The organism is Streptococcus sp. GMD3S (assembly GCF_000298695.2).
Lineage (GTDB): Bacteria > Bacillota > Bacilli > Lactobacillales > Streptococcaceae > Streptococcus.
In genome coordinates this window covers 52,519-69,637 of sequence record NZ_AJRC02000003.1, presented here as the reverse complement: position 1 = coordinate 69,637, position 17,119 = coordinate 52,519, and the positions used below count along the sequence as shown (strand labels likewise).

At 42.2% G+C, this 17,119-nt stretch carries 17 protein-coding genes and 1 pseudogene; 5 read left to right on the top strand and 13 right to left on the bottom strand.

Annotated elements, in window-relative coordinates; translation table 11 throughout:
• Window positions 1–73: 73 nt before the first annotated feature.
• Both nth and GMD3S_RS0202175 read right to left on the bottom strand, forming a co-directional pair.
• Window positions 74–703, bottom strand: a complete 630-nt coding sequence (gene nth, locus GMD3S_RS0202180) for an endonuclease III (protein WP_000244426.1) — start codon at window positions 701–703, stop codon at window positions 74–76.
• Window positions 704–1,246 (bottom strand): YceD family protein, encoded by a 543-nt coding sequence (locus GMD3S_RS0202175; RefSeq protein WP_000773195.1) that lies wholly within the window; start codon window positions 1,244–1,246, stop codon window positions 704–706.
• Window positions 1,247–1,414: 168 nt separating this feature from the next.
• Here GMD3S_RS0202175 and GMD3S_RS0202170 point away from each other — a divergent pair, with 168 nt between their 5' ends.
• Together GMD3S_RS0202170 and GMD3S_RS0202165 are read left to right on the top strand one after the other, a co-directional pair.
• The gene (locus GMD3S_RS0202170; protein ID WP_000389547.1) at window positions 1,415–1,744 is read left to right on the top strand and encodes a hypothetical protein; all 330 of its coding nucleotides are present in this window, start codon (window positions 1,415–1,417) and stop codon (window positions 1,742–1,744) included.
• A 339-nt stretch (window positions 1,745–2,083) separates the two neighbouring features.
• Window positions 2,084–3,643, top strand: a complete 1,560-nt coding sequence (locus GMD3S_RS0202165) for an ATP-binding cassette domain-containing protein (protein ID WP_008278601.1) — start codon at window positions 2,084–2,086, stop codon at window positions 3,641–3,643.
• Window positions 3,644–3,688: 45 nt separating this feature from the next.
• Here GMD3S_RS0202165 and htpX read toward each other — a convergent pair whose 3' ends face one another.
• Entirely contained in the window at window positions 3,689–4,588 is a 900-nt protein-coding gene (gene htpX, locus GMD3S_RS0202160) for a zinc metalloprotease HtpX (protein ID WP_000895754.1), read from the bottom strand.
• 1 nt (window position 4,589) lies between these two features.
• Entirely contained in the window at window positions 4,590–5,150 is a 561-nt protein-coding gene (locus GMD3S_RS0202155; protein ID WP_000219838.1) for a LemA family protein, read from the bottom strand.
• 93 nt (window positions 5,151–5,243) lie between these two features.
• Between GMD3S_RS0202155 and rsmG the strand changes: the two genes are divergently transcribed.
• Window positions 5,244–5,957 (top strand): 16S rRNA (guanine(527)-N(7))-methyltransferase RsmG, encoded by a 714-nt coding sequence (gene rsmG, locus GMD3S_RS0202150; RefSeq protein WP_000801955.1) that lies wholly within the window; start codon window positions 5,244–5,246, stop codon window positions 5,955–5,957.
• A 239-nt stretch (window positions 5,958–6,196) separates the two neighbouring features.
• On the top strand, window positions 6,197–7,480 hold the full coding sequence (locus tag GMD3S_RS0202145; protein ID WP_000808290.1) for a uracil-xanthine permease family protein: 1,284 nt from the start codon (window positions 6,197–6,199) through the stop codon (window positions 7,478–7,480).
• Window positions 7,481–7,524: 44 nt separating this feature from the next.
• Here the strand turns inward: GMD3S_RS0202145 and GMD3S_RS10345 are convergent.
• From GMD3S_RS10345 to GMD3S_RS0202100, 9 genes and pseudogenes are all read right to left on the bottom strand, one after another.
• Window positions 7,525–8,432 (bottom strand): annotated as a pseudogene (locus GMD3S_RS10345) (DMT family transporter).
• Between the two features lie 8 nt (window positions 8,433–8,440).
• Window positions 8,441–9,376 carry a serine hydrolase domain-containing protein gene (locus tag GMD3S_RS0202135; protein WP_000870773.1) on the bottom strand — a complete coding sequence of 312 codons (936 nt, stop codon included), beginning with the start codon at window positions 9,374–9,376 and terminating at the stop codon, window positions 8,441–8,443.
• Window positions 9,373–10,098 (bottom strand): CppA N-terminal domain-containing protein, encoded by a 726-nt coding sequence (locus GMD3S_RS0202130; protein WP_001102080.1) that lies wholly within the window; start codon window positions 10,096–10,098, stop codon window positions 9,373–9,375. Before GMD3S_RS0202130 ends, GMD3S_RS0202135 begins: the two co-directional genes overlap by 4 nt.
• 109 nt (window positions 10,099–10,207) lie before the next feature.
• Window positions 10,208–11,113 (bottom strand): aquaglyceroporin Gla, encoded by a 906-nt coding sequence (gene gla, locus GMD3S_RS0202125; protein WP_000348113.1) that lies wholly within the window; start codon window positions 11,111–11,113, stop codon window positions 10,208–10,210.
• A 157-nt stretch (window positions 11,114–11,270) separates the two neighbouring features.
• Window positions 11,271–12,437, bottom strand: coding sequence for an ATP-grasp domain-containing protein (locus GMD3S_RS0202120; RefSeq protein ID WP_001108609.1), 1,167 nt, complete (start codon window positions 12,435–12,437; stop codon window positions 11,271–11,273).
• Window positions 12,438–12,449: 12 nt separating this feature from the next.
• On the bottom strand, window positions 12,450–13,190 hold the full coding sequence (locus tag GMD3S_RS0202115) for an esterase family protein (RefSeq protein ID WP_000546821.1): 741 nt from the start codon (window positions 13,188–13,190) through the stop codon (window positions 12,450–12,452).
• A 20-nt stretch (window positions 13,191–13,210) separates the two neighbouring features.
• Window positions 13,211–14,035, bottom strand: coding sequence for an alpha/beta hydrolase (locus GMD3S_RS0202110; protein WP_001016811.1), 825 nt, complete (start codon window positions 14,033–14,035; stop codon window positions 13,211–13,213).
• 137 nt (window positions 14,036–14,172) lie between these two features.
• A complete protein-coding gene (thiI, locus tag GMD3S_RS0202105) occupies window positions 14,173–15,387 on the bottom strand; it encodes a tRNA uracil 4-sulfurtransferase ThiI (RefSeq protein ID WP_001200094.1) in 1,215 nt (404 codons plus the stop codon).
• A gap of 8 nt (window positions 15,388–15,395) precedes the next feature.
• Window positions 15,396–16,538: a cysteine desulfurase family protein gene (locus GMD3S_RS0202100; RefSeq protein WP_000638936.1), complete on the bottom strand. Its 1,143-nt coding sequence runs from the start codon at window positions 16,536–16,538 to the stop codon at window positions 15,396–15,398.
• Window positions 16,539–16,675: 137 nt separating this feature from the next.
• Here GMD3S_RS0202100 and GMD3S_RS0202095 point away from each other — a divergent pair, with 137 nt between their 5' ends.
• Entirely contained in the window at window positions 16,676–17,104 is a 429-nt protein-coding gene (locus GMD3S_RS0202095) for a DUF6556 family protein (RefSeq protein WP_000073955.1), read from the top strand.
• The last annotated feature ends 15 nt before the right edge of the window (window positions 17,105–17,119 follow it).

Genomic DNA, 17,119 nt, shown 5'->3' with positions numbered 1-17,119 from the left:
GGATTATTTAGTTATCATTTACTATAGCATAAAGCACCCTTAAAATCAAGCAAAAACTTTTTTCAGTGTCCTCTTAAACATTGCTAAAATCATACAGTTGGGGATAGTGATCGCATTCTGGATTTTTGGGATGACAGATAGCTCGTCCAAAGTAAATCATGGCCTGGTGAGCTGCTAACCATTCTTCTGGTGGCAAGACATCCATAACACGTTTTTCTACTTCAAGTGGCGTAGCTGATTTTTTAACGATATCATGATGCTTGCAGATACGCTCCACATGAGTATCCACTGCAAAAGCAGGAATCCCAAACCCCACACTCATGACGACATTTGCTGTTTTACGACCAACACCAGCTAGACTTTCTAATTCCTCTCGAGTCTGAGGCACTTGACCATCAAAATCCTCTAGTAACTGTTGGGCACATTTTTTAAGGAATTTAGCCTTATTTCGATACAGTCCCAGGCGAGAAATGTGTGAAGCAATTTCACTCTCTGTCGCTACAGACATGGCTTGTGGCGTTGGAAAAGCAGCAAAGAGACCTGGTGTGGCCTTGTTTACCGCTGCATCTGTGGTCTGGGCTGACAACATGACCGCAACCAAGAGTTCAAAATGATTGCAAAAATCAAGACTAGGCTTAGCATCTGGAAAGAGGGCAATAATTTCCTCTATGACATGACGGGCACGTTTCTTGGATAAAACCATCTACTCGTCTCCATCAAACAGTCCTTGCAAGCCAGCAAATGGACTGTTTTCTTCTTTCTTGACTGCTTGTTGGGCTTGGTATTCATCTTCAGTCATGATTTGCCAGTCATTTCCTGACACAAAACCTTGGCCCGCCTCTTCTTCTGCCGTCAAGACTTTGATAGGGATATTGAGCAAGATATTATCTGCTACGCTCTCAGCAAGGTCGATTTCCCCATTTTCGATAGGCAAGACCAAGTCATCATCAAGAACTTCCTGGTCCAGTTGGTTGGTCGCTCCTTCCATGAAAACCTCTGTCACTGGATAAGACTCAGCCAACTCAACTGGCTCCATACTGCGGCTGGAAGCAAGGACAATGGTATATGACAACTGATAGTCTAAGAAATACAGACGGTCTTCGTACTGTACCTTCCCCACTGCAAGGATATCTTTGACATCTAAAATCTCTTGATTTCGTTTACACAATTCTGCTGCCAGGTCTAAAGCTTGTTCAAAATGCAGGCCTTCAGGTTGCTTACGAATTTCTTGAATATTTAACTTCATATTTCCTCCATAAAGATGTACTCACTTGATTATACCATGAAAAGGCTATAAGTCAGCCTCCCAAACTTTGAGATTAAAATCTCATTTTTTAACATATTTACTATGACATATTTTCTGATTAGTGCTATACTATAGGCAAGAATACATCAGAGCAAGGAGGATGCTCATATGGAAGACAAAGCACTCATCACCGAAGCTTATCAACTCCTTTCCGAGTTAAATAAAAGCTACCAAAGCTGCAAACAAGAAACAGCCGATGATCTTCGACTACAAGAGCTGCTGAACACCACTCTTAAGGAACTAAAAAAAGCAGAAAAGCTGGACAACAGTATCTTAATCAACCTTGAGAAATTTTACCAACGTACTAGTCTGCTGATTGGACTAGGGAGCCTAAAACTAAACGATCAAGCTCGTACTGCTTGGCGCAAATATGACAAGTTCCACTATGAACATGTCAAACACGTACTGACTCTCTATGGACCTGTTTTCGGATTTTAGAGCTTGAAATTACTTGTTTTCTATTGACAAAATTTCCTGAAAGGTATAGGATAGAGATACTAATACTCGGAGGTAAGGGAGACATGAACAACTAATCTATCAAATAAAGAACTTTATTTAGTAGATCTTGTTTTTGTCTCTTTTTGTGTGCTCTTTTATGCTCTTTTTCTGGCATTTTATACTCAATGAAAATCAAAGAGCAAACTAGGAAGCTAGCCGCAAGCTGTACTTGAGTACGGTAAGGCGACGCTGACGTGGTTTGAATTTGATTTTTGAAGAGTATTAATAGAGTTTTGGACAGTGACTTTGGCTCTACTAGATAAAGTAGAGCTTTTTGTTATGCACTATCGACATTCTAGAAAGGGCAACAATATGATAAAAATCAATCATCTAACTATCACGCAAAACAAAGATCTACGAGATCTTGTATTTGACCTAAGCATGACCATCCAAGACGGGGAAAAGGTTGCTATTATTGGTGAAGAAGGAAATGGTAAATCGACTTTACTACGGGCTTTAATGGGAGAAGCATTATCTGATTTTACTATCAGGGGCGACATCCAGTCTGACCTTCAATCACTGGCCTACATTCCTCAAAAGTTACCTGAGGAGCTAAAAAATAGGACTCTACACGATTACTTCTTTTTAGATTCCGCTGATTTAGACTACAGTATTCTCTATCGCTTGGCGGAGGAATTGCATTTTGATAGCGATCGTTTTGCTAGCGATCAAGAAATTGGGAGCCTCTCAGGGGGCGAAGCTTTGAAAATTCAGCTCATTCACGAGTTAGCAAAACCTTTTGAGATTCTATTTTTAGATGAACCTTCAAATGACCTTGACCTTGAGACGGTTGATTGGCTAAAAAGGCAGATTCGAAAGATTAGTCAAACTGTTATTTTCATTTCCCATGATGAAGACTTTCTTTCTCATACGGCAGATACTATTGTCCACTTGCGGCTGGTCAAGCATCGGAAAGAAGCGGAAACGCTAGTCGAGCATTTAGACTATGATCGCTATAGTGAGCAGAGAAAGGCTAATTTTGCCAGACAAAGTCAGCAAGCTGCTAACGACCAGAGAGCCTATGACAAAACCATGGAAAAACATCGCCGAGTTAAGCAAAATGTAGAAACTGCACTTCGAGCTACCAAAGACAGTACTGCCGGTCGCCTATTGGCTAAAAAGATGAAAACTGTTCTCTCTCAAGAAAAACGTTTTGAAAAGGAAGCTCAGTCCATGACCCAAAAACCACTTGAAGAGGAACAAATCCAACTTTTCTTTTCAGACATCCAACCATTACCGGCTTCTAAAGTCTTAGTCCAACTGGAAAAAGAAAATTTGTCCATTGGCGAGCGCATTTTAGCTCAAGAGTTACGACTAACGGTCCGTGGCCAAGATAAAATCGGTATCATCGGGCCAAATGGTGCTGGAAAATCAACTCTGTTAGCCAAGTTGCAGCAACTACTAAGCGCCAAAAGAGAGATTTCACTTGGTTTTATGCCACAAGATTACCATAAAAAACTACAATTGGATTTATCTCCAGTAGCCTATCTCAGCCAAACTGGGGAAAAAGAGGAACTACAGAAAATCCAATCTCACCTAGCCAGTCTCAATTTCAGCTATCCAGAGATGCACCACCAAATCCGCTCCCTATCTGGCGGGCAACAAGGTAAACTCCTACTTTTGGATTTAGTGTTGCGCAAACCAAACTTTCTCCTTCTGGATGAGCCTACCCGAAATTTCTCACCAACTTCCCAACCCGAGATCAGAAAACTATTTGCCTCTTATCCTGGCGGTCTGATCACTGTTTCACATGATCGACGTTTCTTAAAAGAGGTCTGTACGAGTATCTATCGTTTGACAGAAAATGGTTTGGAAGTCGTCGATTTACAAGATTTATAATTTTTGAACATAGCAAAAATCCAGAGAAATCTCTCTGGATTTTTTTTACATGTGTTTCAAGCGTTCGATTCGTTCTGAGATAGGTGGGTGGGTATAAAAGAGTTTTTGAAGCCCGCCACCTTTCTTAGGATCATTGATATAAAGAGCGCTGCTGGCATCGTCAACATGGTGATGCATCGGCTCGCTATTGTCCAACTTGCGCAAGGCATTGATCATCCCTTGAGGATTGCGGGTCAGCTCCACACTGGATGCATCCGCTAGAAATTCCCTCTGACGGGAAATGGCAAGCTGCACCAAGGTTGCTGCGAGAGGTGCTAGAACAATGGCTAAGAGAGAGATAATAAGCATGATAATCTCCAAACCATTTCCATCGCGATCATTATCACTCCGTCTGCGACCTGCCCCACCCCACCACATCATCCGTCCTGCCATACTAGACAGAAGGGTAATGGCACTTGCAAGGGCAACAGCAATGGTCGAAATGCGGATATCGTAGTTTCGGATATGACTGACTTCATGCCCCATAACAGCTTCTAGCTCCTCACGATTCATGATAGCTAAGAGACCCGACGTTGCTGCTACTGCGGCATTCTGCGGATTCGAACCTGTTGCAAAGGCATTTAAAGAAGAATCCTCAATGATGAAAACACGCGGCATAGGAATCTGGGCCACCATGGCCATATCTTCTACTACATGGTAGAGGTCTGGTGCCGTTTGCTCATCAACCTCACGCGCCCCATTCATAGACATGACAATCTCTGTCGATTGAAAGATCATGGTCAGAGCGTAGATAAGACCGATGATCAAGGCAATAATCATGCCACCAAGACCTGAGCGCATGAAGAGATAGCCAACCGCATAACCAACCAAGGCCAAGAGTAGGAAGAAAACCAGCAACAAAATCCAGGTTTTTCGTTTATTGCTCGCAATTTGATCAAACAACATCTTAGTCACCTAAACCGCTAAAGTCAACTTTAGGAACTGCCTTTTCCTCTTCAGGCGTTTGAAGGAAGTCTGCAGCTTTAAAGCCAAATAGTCCTGCGATGATGTTGCTTGGGAAACTTTCAAGTTTTACATTGTAGTTGCTGACAACACTGTTGTAGAGTTGGCGTGAATATGAAATTTTATTTTCTGTATTGGTCAACTCTTCTTGCAATTTGATAAAATTAGCACTAGCTTTCAAGTCTGGGTAATTCTCTGCTACTGCAAAGATACCAGAAATCTGGCGGGTAAGGGCATCACTGGCCTTCATAGCTTCTGCCGGTGAAGTTGCTGCGGCTACTTGTCTACGAAGTTCTGTCACTTTTTCCAAGGTAGAACCTTCATATTTCGCATAGCCTTTGACTGTTTCAATCAAGTTTGGGAGGAGATCATTACGACGCTTCAACTGAACATCGATCTGGCTCCAAGCCTCCTTGGTCTGCATACGATTTTTAACCAAACCGTTATAGCTAACAATCACAAAAATAACAATCAGAGCCAAAACTCCAAGAATAATCCAAGTCATAATCTTATTCCTTTCTGCTTTTAGATTACTACCAGTATATCAAAATTTTAACGAATATGGTAAAATAAGATGATACTAGAGAAGGAAACTACTATGAAACCAGAAACATTTTACAGCCTACTAGCTGAGCAAAATCTTCCACTTTCGGACCAGCAAAAGAACCAATTTGAACGGTATTTTGAGCTCTTGGTCGAGTGGAATGAAAAGATTAACCTGACCGCTATTACAGACAAAGAAGAAGTTTATCTCAAACACTTTTATGATTCGATTGCACCCATCCTACAAGGCTTGATTTCAAATGAAACTATCAAACTTCTTGATATCGGAGCAGGGGCAGGATTTCCCAGCCTTCCTATGAAAATCCTCTATCCTCAGTTAGATGTAACCATCATTGATTCGCTAAATAAGCGCATCAACTTCCTCCAACTATTGGCTCAGGAGCTGGATTTGGACGGTGTTCACTTCTACCATGGACGGGCAGAAAACTTTGCCCAAGATAAGAACTTCCGTGCCCAGTTTGATGTGGTGACGGCTCGTGCGGTTGCCCGTATGCAGGTTTTGTCTGAGCTGACCATTCCCTATCTTAAAGTTGGCGGCAAACTATTGGCACTCAAGGCCAGCAATGCTCCTGAGGAATTGCTAGAAGCCAAGAATGCCCTCAACCTCCTCTTCAGCAAGGTCGAAGACAATCTCAGCTACGCCCTACCAAATGGAGATCCGCGCTACATCACTGTCGTCGAAAAGAAAAAGGAAACACCTAACAAGTACCCAAGAAAGGCTGGCATGCCCAACAAACGCCCACTTTAAAGAATTTACAAAATCAACCTCGCTCTCGTATTTCTGGGCTCGGGAAAAATTCGTTTACAAAACGAATTTTTTCTGCTATACTATCCTAAGCAAAGGTTTTTAATGTCATCCTGTGAGGTGACGAAGGCGCAGATTTATATAAATTTTTAAAAGATAACTATTTTTTAAAAAGTCTTACTCTGAGGGCCTATTGCTGCAAAATAATGGGCTCTTTTTTGGTGCCCAAAAGTGAGGTTTTTATGAAACAGGAATCAACTGTTGACTTGTTACTAGACGTTGATCAACGTCCTTCTGTTGGTAAAGGAATTCTTCTAAGCTTCCAGCACGTATTTGCCATGTTTGGTGCAACCATTCTCGTTCCCTTAATTTTGGGAATGCCCGTATCGGTTGCTCTCTTTGCATCCGGTATTGGAACACTTATCTACATGATTTCTACTGGCTTTAAGGTTCCAGTTTATCTAGGTTCTTCATTCGCCTTTATCACAGCTATGTCTCTAGCCATGAAAGAAATGGGAGGCGATGTCTCTGCTGCCCAAACTGGAGTTATCCTGACTGGTTTAGTTTATGTTCTTGTAGCAGCAAGTGTTCGTTTTGCAGGTACAAAATGGATTGATAAACTCTTGCCCCCAATCATTATCGGACCTATGATTATCGTTATCGGTCTTGGTCTTGCTGGTTCTGCTGTAACGAATGCTGGACTCGTAGCAGACGGAAACTGGAAAAACGCCCTTGTAGCCGTTGTTACATTCTTGATTGCCGCCTTTATCAATACAAAAGGAAAAGGTTTCCTTCGTATCATTCCTTTCCTCTTTGCCATCATCGGTGGGTACATCTTCGCTATGATGCTTGGTTTGGTTGACTTTACCCCAGTCCTTCAAGCCAATTGGTTTGAAATTCCTGGTTTCTACTTGCCATTTAGTACAGGTGGAGCCTTTAAAGAGTACAACTTGTACTTCGGTCCTGAAACAATCGCCATCTTGCCAATCGCTATTGTAACCATTTCAGAACACATCGGAGACCACACAGTTTTAAGCCAAATCTGTGGCCGTCAATTCCTGAAAGAACCAGGACTTCACCGTACGCTTCTTGGTGATGGTATCGCGACATCTGTATCAGCCTTCCTCGGTGGACCAGCTAATACGACTTACGGCGAAAATACAGGGGTTATTGGGATGACTCGTATCGCTTCTGTCTCTGTTATCCGTAACGCGGCCTTCATCGCCATTGCTCTTAGCTTCCTAGGGAAATTCACTGCCTTGATTTCAACCATTCCAAATGCTGTGCTTGGTGGCATGTCCATCCTTCTCTACGGAGTTATCGCCAGCAATGGTTTGAAAGTTTTGATTAAGGAACGCGTTGACTTCAGCCAAATGCGTAACCTCATCATCGCCAGTGCCATGTTGGTACTTGGACTTGGTGGAGCTATCCTCAAACTTGGCCCAGTTACACTTTCAGGTACTGCTCTATCAGCCATGACAGGAATTATCTTAAACTTGATCTTGCCACACGAAAATAAAGACTAATCATCTATACACAAAAAATCCACTCGATTGAGTGGATTTTTTAGTTACTTACTCTTTATTTCCAACAGTAAATCTTTCAATGAAATAATGGTCACGGCTAGTAAAATCATAGCCATACCGACAAAATCAATCGCATAAAACTGTTCCTTCATAATCAGAAAGGCAAAGAAAACGGCAGAAATTGGTTCTATGGAAGCTAATAAACTAGACTTAACAGGGCCTATCAGACTAGCTCCCTTTAGGAAAGCTGTATAAGCAAAGACCGTTCCGATGATGATAATCCCAGCAAATGCAAAGAGAAAATCTAGACTAGTCGGTATGCTGGCCTGTAAGACTCCTGTGAAGGGAATAGCCACTACACCAGAAATAACCATCCCGACACCAATCACCAACATGCTTCCCCACTTCTTAATCAAAGCAATAGGGAGGATAATATAGAGGGCATAGGTCAAGGCTGAAAAGAGGCCCCAGAAAAGACCAGCAGGTGTGACCGACAACTGGTCAAGTTCCCCATGCGTTGCAATAAGAAAAGTTCCTCCAATTGCTAAACCAATTGAAATAATCTCTGCCAGAGTCGGCGCCACCTTATCCTTGATGCAGCTATAAATCAAAACCCCGACAGGACAAACATACTGAAGCACCGTCGCCGTTCCTGCATTGGTCTCCTGAATAGCAGACAGATAGGCAAATTGGTTGAGAAAAAGACCAATCAGAGCAAAAATAAGAAGAGACAGCAGACTCTTTCTATCCTTTAAAAAGGCCAGCGTTTTATCCTTTCCAGTAGAATAAGCCAAGACCATGAGTACCCCCCCCCGGCGATTAAAAGACGCAAGTCGGTCAAGACCAGAGCCGAAATCCCGTGTGCCATCAGGTATTGGCCACTGGTTCCAGACAAGCCCCAAGCAATCCCCGCCACTACTGTATACAGAGTTCCTTTTACGGTTTTTGACATACTTCTTCCTACTCCTCTTGACGAATCATTTCCATCACTTGGTTTCGATCGACTATCCACTGGGCACGCTCATCCTTCTCATACGTTCGATTGGATAAAAAGATAGCCGCCTCCTGCTTCTCTCGATTCCACATAATGAAGGTACCAGTATAGCCCGTATGGTCGAGCCAAGCTCCTTCCAGATTCCATGATAGAGACCGCTCCTTATCATCTAAAGGAGAAAAATTTCGGCTCAATTCTGCTGCAAAATCATCTTTCAAATAATGTTCCAGAAAAATCTGCAAATCCTTAACAGTCGAAAACAAACCAGCACTTCCTGCGTGTTTCCCTAATAGACGGGCTTTGGGATCGTGAATGTTTCCGGCCTCCACCCCTCTCACTGTTGGTACAGCTTGCTCAACAGGACCAAACATCGTTTCCTTCATCCCCCATGGTTCCAAAACTTGTTTTTTTATAATCTGATCCAAGTCTTGGTTAAAGATTTTTTCCAAAAGAAAGCCCAAGAGTAAAAAGTGAACGTCCGAGTATAGGAAGGCTGGCTGATTTCGTCTGTTGAGGTGAAACATGGCTTCTCTTAATTCCTCTGCCCTTAACTTGTCTCGATTGGGAATAAAGGGGTCCAAGTCTGTGGCATGGGTCAGAAGCTGCCGTATAGTGATATCAGGATAATCACACTCCGGTAAAAAATCCGTTACCGGTCGATCAATATCGAATGTGCCCTGCTGCCACAAGAAGGTAAAAACCGTCCCCACTCCCACGACTTTACTCACACTGGCTAGATCATAAACCAAACCACTTTCTGTCTTCAAGTCTCGTTCTGGATCACTCAATCCTAGATAAGACTCTTTCCATTCACCATCCTTATAATATGCAAAAGAGGCCCCGGGATAAATCCCTGCCTCAATTTGATTTTCTATTTTTCTTAGAATTTTTTCCCACTTCATGCTTCTTCAAACCACAATTCAATGTTATTGGTATCTTTACCAAGGAAGAATTTTTCAGACTTAGGGACAAAGTAGCCTGTCTTTTCAAATTTCTGACGAAGACTGGTTAGATCAAAATTCTTGACTAAAAATTTTAACATCGTCAGGTCCCAAGTGACATTGTTTTCAACAGCCAAATCTGGTCCTTGTCCTTTAGTAAAGGTAATTACTGGCGCTACTCCTTCGGGATCAAGTAAACTCTCTGTCCCTTCAGGCAAACGCAACTCCATAGAAACCTCAAATTGGCTCACGTATTTTATACTTGTATTTGAATAAAATTCAGGAACAGTTTCCAGTGGAACCAAATCTCTTATATCATCTTCTGCATGAACAAGGATCACATCCTCTTCAGGAGAAACAATCTCAAAAGCATACCCACGGTTTCCTTTAAATAGGCGAGGAAGAGACTTCATTTGAGAAAGAAGGGCCTCGATTTCAGAAGGATTTTCAACCTTTATCAAGAGTCTAGCTAGCTTCTTAAGTCCTTCAACTCTGCGTGTTCGCATGCTTGGAGCCTCTTCTAAAATCAATCTCTCCGTACCTGTCTGGTCGCCTAATGAAAGAAAGGCAGACTCTTCCAGCAAAGGTTTCATCCCCAGGGTTTCAATGTAAAATCTTTCATTTAATTTTCGATTATTAACTTTTAAAGTCGGAACGATCCGAACAATCTCATTCACATTCATAAATTCCTCCAACTCTTTTATTTTAAAGGATTTTCGAATATTTTACAAGCCATATCTATTTTATTTAGAAATTTTATAACAAAAAACTGGGATACCCCAGTTTCATTTCTTATAGGTAAAGTAGTTTAAATAGTGCTACTGCCGCAATACCCGCTGCAATTGGAGCTACAACTGGAACCCATGCATACCACCATTTTGAATCACCCTTATGTTGACCAAGAACTGATTTTGGAAGGAGTTCGTGAAGAAGACGTGGTCCGAAGTCACGAGCTGGGTTCAAACCAGGTCCAGTAGGTCCACCAAGTGAAGCTACCAAAGCCAGCACTAGGAAACCAAGTGCCAAGTGTGCAATTCCAAGACCTGGTGCCAAAAATGGAGCGGCTTGGTTTTTTGCTTGCTCAAGCGCTGCTGTTACTTGTTCTTGAGGGATTGTTGTTCCTTGCGCTGCAGCTTGAGCTACTTGGTCATTAATTGTCGCCTGAGCTTTCGCCACTAATTCAGCACCAAAGAAGTTTTTAGTCAAACCAAGTGCTGCAAAGAAAAGAACAAATGAACCTACAAACTCATTGAGGAAGCCATTAACAGTAGCTGCAAAACGTGATTCTTTTGTACCGTGGTCGATGCTTGAAATCGTTGAGAAGGTACCCAAGATATTGTTTGGGTTTTCTGTTTTCAAGTAGTAAGGACGGTGAGTCGCTACAACCAAAGCTTGACCGAAGATTGCTCCCAAAACTTGTGCTAGGATGTAAAATGGTACTTGCTCCCAAGAGAAAAGTCCACTAACAGCAAGTCCAAGAGTGAAAGCTGGGTTGATGTGGTTTCCTGATACGTTACCGAACATCAAGGCTGGGATCATAACCCCCATACCATAACCAACCGCGATAACGAGCCAGCCACTTTGGTGACCTTTCGTACCTTTAAGTTCAACGTTAGCAACTGCACCATTACCAAGAATGATCAAAATAGCAGTTCCCAAGAATTCTGTGGCATATTTAATAGCCCATGTAAAATCCATTTGATAGATTCTCCTTAAATTTTTTTAGACAATCCTTATTCTACCAATTTTTAGGCCTTTTAGCAATATCTTTTCTAAAAGAATCTACGGAAAACGCTTTATTTAACTTATCGTTAAGAAAAGGAAAAAAGAAGTCAAACTCCTTTCATCCTTTTCATTAATCTTGACGTTGACCAAAGTCTACAATCATCTGCTCCATCTCTTGACGGCTTGGAGTTGTCAGCATATAAAGGTAGTCCCCTTGTAGCTCTGCAAAGGCTGCTGGCATGATTTTTTTGACCTTGAATTGCTGGCTGTATTTGGCAAGAAGGTCCTCTTCTGAATAAACATAGTTGGCATTGGCACGACGTGATGTAGCTAAACAGTATTGAGGTTCAAACTCTGATGCTGGAAACTCTTCTCCTGCGACAATCGCTGCATAACCTCGGTAGAGATCCAAGGAGTGAGCGAAGTTATAAACATCAATGGTAAAGCCACCTGCAGGACGGTTATTGTACTCAATGGCAATGTAGTCGTCCCCGTCGCGGAAAAACTCGATATGGAAAAAGCGCTCTTTCATACCAAATTCCTTGACTATGGCCTCACCATACTTGCGCAGTTTGGGATCCATATCCTTAAGCACATAGTAGGAATTGTCCATCTTATAAATCATGAGATCAAGTGGAGTATGGGCATAATCAAAAGTCGTTGAAAAGACGATGTTGCCATCCTTGTCCACAAGTCCGTCAAAGGTACAGATTTCGCTAGAAGTGACAAATTTTTCAAAGAAATAAACGGTTGAATGGTCCCATTCTTGCTTGAAGTGATGGATATCGTCTTCTGTCTCAAGCTTAAAGGTTGCTGCTGCTCCCACTCCGTTATCAGGTTTGGCAATCATTGGTAGACCGATTTCTTTCACTGCTTTATCCACATCTGCTTCCGTCTGGATAACAGCTCCAGGTACCACAGGGACACCTGCTTTTTTGAATAGTTTCTTCATCTCAGACTTAAACTTGGTCTTTTTGAGATCCTCCGGTTTGGCACCAAAAACATTGAATTGTTCTCTGAGTATTGCGTCCAGCTCAAGCCAGTATTCATTGTGGGACTCGATACGGTCGATAGGTCCATGCTTGTAGAAAAGAAAGGCTACAGCACGTTTGACTTCGTCTATGTTCTCAAGATTGTCTACACGGAAATACTCAGTTAGGCTATTGCGCAAAGGCTCATCTAGTTGTTCGTAAGGCTCCTGACCAATCCCCAAGACTGTAATGCCTTTATTGGCTAGCTCGATGGTAAACTGTTGGAAGTTTTGCGGATAGTAGGGAGAAATAACAAGGTAATTCATAGGCAACTCCTTTTATAGATACAGGTGTCCAAGAAAATAGGGCATTTGTTTACGCCACCATTCCCAGTCGTGGGCGACATCGTGTCCCCATTCAGCAAACCAGGCTGGAATTTGTTTCTGGTCAAAGGCTTCTTTAAGCTTGTAGAAAGATGGTAGACCGTCTTGTTCCCAGGCACCAAGGCCCGTACAAATGACGATTTCTGCCTGACGGTAACGATCGATAAACCATCCGTCGTTTTGATTCCAGATATAATCTACAGGTGAGTTTTGGTAAATAGCATCATCATTGTAGTAATCGCCAACGAAGAAACGTGCGTCGTAAACACCGCTGAGGGCAATTACCTTGGTAAAGACATCTGGATGCTGGAGAAAGAAATTGAGTGCATGATAGGCCCCCATCGAGCAACCTGTCGTCATCATGCCATCAAACCAACCTGTCTTATGCTTGATAAAAGGAATGGCCTCCTCAATCACATATCGTTCGTAAGCTCGATGCATCTCCGCCTGGTCATGACTATTTTTCCAAGTGGCCAACCAGCTCTCACTGTCAACGCTGGATAGGGTAAAGAACTGAACACGACCTTCCTCGACAAAGGAAGCACAGGCATCAATCATGCCAAAATCATAGTATTCGTTGTGACTGCCACCAGATGAAGCAAAAACCACAACTGGGATTCCTGCATATCCATAACGGTTGAGGTACATTTCACGATTAAGATTGCCACTCCAGTGGCTAAGGTTTTCAATATGCATTGGCTTTCTCCTTTCTTAACTTACCATTTCTCCGCAAAAAATCGGAGACAGTCTGGTAAATTTTCCGACCAAGGTATTTCACTATGGATAGCACCAGACTGAACTTTCAAGACAAGATTATCCAAGTGTATTCCACCTGCAATCAAATCATGATAATAACGAAGCGACGAGTCGATATAGGCTTGCTTGATATTGCCAGCCATTAGGGTCTTGTCCGTATCGTCTGCTTCTTCTGTTCCTACATAGATGAAAATGCGCTGTTCAGGCGTCAATTTCTTACGCTCGATATAGCGGTTAAAGGCTTCTTGGTGAAGCCAATTGGCAGATGAGAAGACACCTAGACAACCAATTCGGTCTTGGTACTCTAGTCCGATAAACTGAGTAATATTGCCTCCTAGTGACGAACCAATCATAGCCGTATGCTGGCGATCAGCTTTGGTACGATAGGTTTCATCGATAAAAGGCTTGACCACTTCCATGACAAACTCGGCATACTCCACACCCTTACCGCCAAACTGTTGACCTGGGATAGGAGATTCTTGGAACTTCCAAGCAGCGTACTCATTCATCCTCCCCAAGCCATCATTGTCAATAGCAACAACAATCATGCGACTGATGTCAGGATTTCGCTTAATAGCTGGAATAATCTTCCAAGAGTGACCGATATAGGACTCCTTGCTGTAAAAGACATTTTGCCCATCATGAAAGTAAACAACAGGGTAAAAACGGTCTGTGTCTTTCTCGTAGTCCTTTGGCAGGAGCACACGCACACGACGCTCCTTTCCTGTATAAGGAACTTTGAGTTTGTGTTCTTTCATTTTTAAGTAAAAGTAGGAATGATTCATTGTCAGAAAACTCTCTATATTCAAAATTTTATCTCATTATACCATAAAAATAGAAAAAAAGTCAGTAATTGTCCATTTTAAGGGATAAATAACTAACTTTTCTCACTTAATATTCTAAATTCTTCTGGTTTTTCTGATTAGAGGAGATTATCAATTAACTCATCGACAGCATCTTTTTCAGCTTGTGGTGTAATCTTCGTGATCATAATCCCTGCCACTGCACGCTCAACCAAACCTTCAACATCCATCCTTTTTTCATACTGCTCAGCATTCTCTATCTTAGGATTAGTCTTAGGACGATCAGGCGCAAAAATAGTACAGCAGTCCTCAAAAGGCTGAATTGAAATTTCAAAGGTATCGATTTCCTGCGCGATGTCAATGATTTCCAACTTGTCCATCGTAACCACGGGACGAATAATTGGAGTGCTAGTCACAGCGTTGATAGTCTGCATGCTTTCCAAAGTTTGGCTCGCTACTTGACCAAGACTTTCCCCATTGATGATAACTAAACCATTTCGTACCTCACGGATACGGTCGGTAATGCGCATCATAAAACGACGGGTCAAGGTCATAAGGTAGGCTTCTGGCGCCTTAGCCTTGATTTCCTCTTGAATCTCAGTGAAAGGCACCTCAATAAACTGGATATTGCCACCAAACTTGGTCAATTTCCGAGTCAAATCGTGGGCTTTCTTGAGGGCACCAGGACTAGTATATGGCGGGCTAGCAAAGTGAACCGCCTCAATATCTACCCCTCGTTTAAGAGCTAGATAACCTGCTACAGGTGAGTCAATCCCTCCTGACAACATGAGCATGCCTTTACCAGAACTTCCCACAGGTAATCCTCCTGCTCCACGAAAGGTTTCATAGGAAAGATAGGCAGCCTCCTCACGAATCTCAACCTGAAGATTAATATCTGGATTTTTCATCTGAGCTTGCACGTTTGGAATAGCCTCGAAAACAGCACCACCAAGAGTTTGATTAAGTTCACGACTATCCAATTCGAAGTTGTGGTCGCTACGCTTACTAGTGATTTTAAAGGTCATCCCTTCCTTATAGATTTCCTTCATAATCTCTTGGACAGCTGATTTAAGGACTTCTACAGACTTTTCAACTTTATAAACGGGAGAAAAGTTTTGGATCCCAAAGACTTGTTTGAGAGATTCTGCTACTGCTGTATAATCAGCTCCATTCAGGTAAGCGTGGGCACGGTCGCGGTCTGCGGTTACCTTAACTTGAGGATAGATGGACAAAACGTCCGAAATATTATTACGAAGTTTATTGATGAAACGCATACGATTTTTGTGTTTGGTTGACAATTCTCCGTAACGAATCATAATTTCTGAATACTGCATAAATGCTCCTATCTTACTTTTCTAGTTTGATTGTAAATTAATTTTAACTTGGTCAAAAACTGCTCGACCTGACTCATGTCATTTTCCAGGTCTAGGCTTAGACGCACAGCTGACTGGGCCTTATCCTTGTCCACTCCCATGGCAATCAAGGTCCCAGCAGGTTTTCCAACCTTGGACGAACAAGCAGAGGTTGTGGAAATGAAAATGTCATAGTCTTCAAATGCATGAACGATGACTTCACCACGAACACCCTTAATCCCAAAAGTCAGGATATGAGGGGCAAAGTCTTCCTCATCTGAAAAGACAAAAATATCTGGATAATCCAGAAGGGCTTGACGAATGACTGCCTTCATCTGGCTTGTCTTAGCAGTAAATAAGTCTAGCTTTTCCATAGCCAAACGGAGAGCCTTGGCTGTTGCTGCGATCCCTGCCACATTTTCAGTTGTCGAACGATAGTCTCGCTCCTGACCACCACCAGTTAACAGAGGCGTAATCTTCTTACCAGACTTGATATAGACAAATCCAACACCTCTGACACCATGAAACTTATGACTCGAAAAGGCTGCGAAATCCACTCGATCTGTCAGATAGTTTTCAGTCGGAATCTTAGCGAGTGCCTGAACCGCATCAACGTAGAAAGAAATAGTTGGCTTGTCTGCCAAGAGTTTTGAAACAGCTTCAATGGGCTGGATTGAGCCGATTTCATTGTTAACTGCCATGATGGAAACGAGGATCGTATCAGGTCGTATCAAATTCGCTAGAGCCTCAACATCCACAAATCCTCTGCTATCAACTGGGGCAATATCCACCTCAAAACCTTGACTTTTCAGCCAAAGGGCTGATTCCTTGACTGCTGGATGTTCAATAGCTGATACGATGATGTGCTTGCCAAACTGGGCTTTTTCAAAGGCCACCCCCTTGATGACCCAGTTATCTCCTTCTGTTCCACCAGAGGTAAAGAAGATTTCATCACTCTTCTTCCCAATCAAATCTGCAATTTGCTGCCGGGAAGCATCTAAAATTCGTGTTGCCTGATCTCCCAAACGATGGAGACTAGATGGATTTCCTACAATTTTTGAAGCGACCTGCATGTAAGTTTCAAGTGCTTCAGGATAAGGCTTGGTTGTCGCCGAATTATCAAAGTAGATCATGTTTTCTCACGCTTTCTAAAATCACTCCTTCTATTGTATCACGAAAAGAGACCTGCGACAAGAAAGGGAGGTTTCTCTTTTTTTAAGATTTTTTTAAAGAAATGAGGTATAATAAATCATAATCAAAGGAGAGTATCATGTCTAACTATCGTAGAACTTCTAATAAATCAAAAACAGAACACATCAAAAAGGGATTTACTGTCTTTCAAAAAACGATTGCTACCATCGGTAGTATCCTTGGTCTCATCACCGCTACTATCACCATCATGAACGCCATGGACAATAACAAAAACAACAAAAAAGAACCGACGACAACTCAAACAACTGTTGTCAAGGAAATTCAAAAGGAAGCCCCTCAGGAAAATACTACTCCTAACAGGGACAACACTTCTACTAAAGAAAATACCACGCAAGAAGAAACTTCTCAATCCAATAAAAAAGAGGAGAAAAAAGAAGAGAAGAAAACAACAACTCAGGATCCTTCTACACCTTCCTCAACAAAAGAAACAAGCGATAACGGAACACAGTCAAATACGACGAGTTCTGAAACTAAAACGAACCAGTAAGCACAAAAAATAACT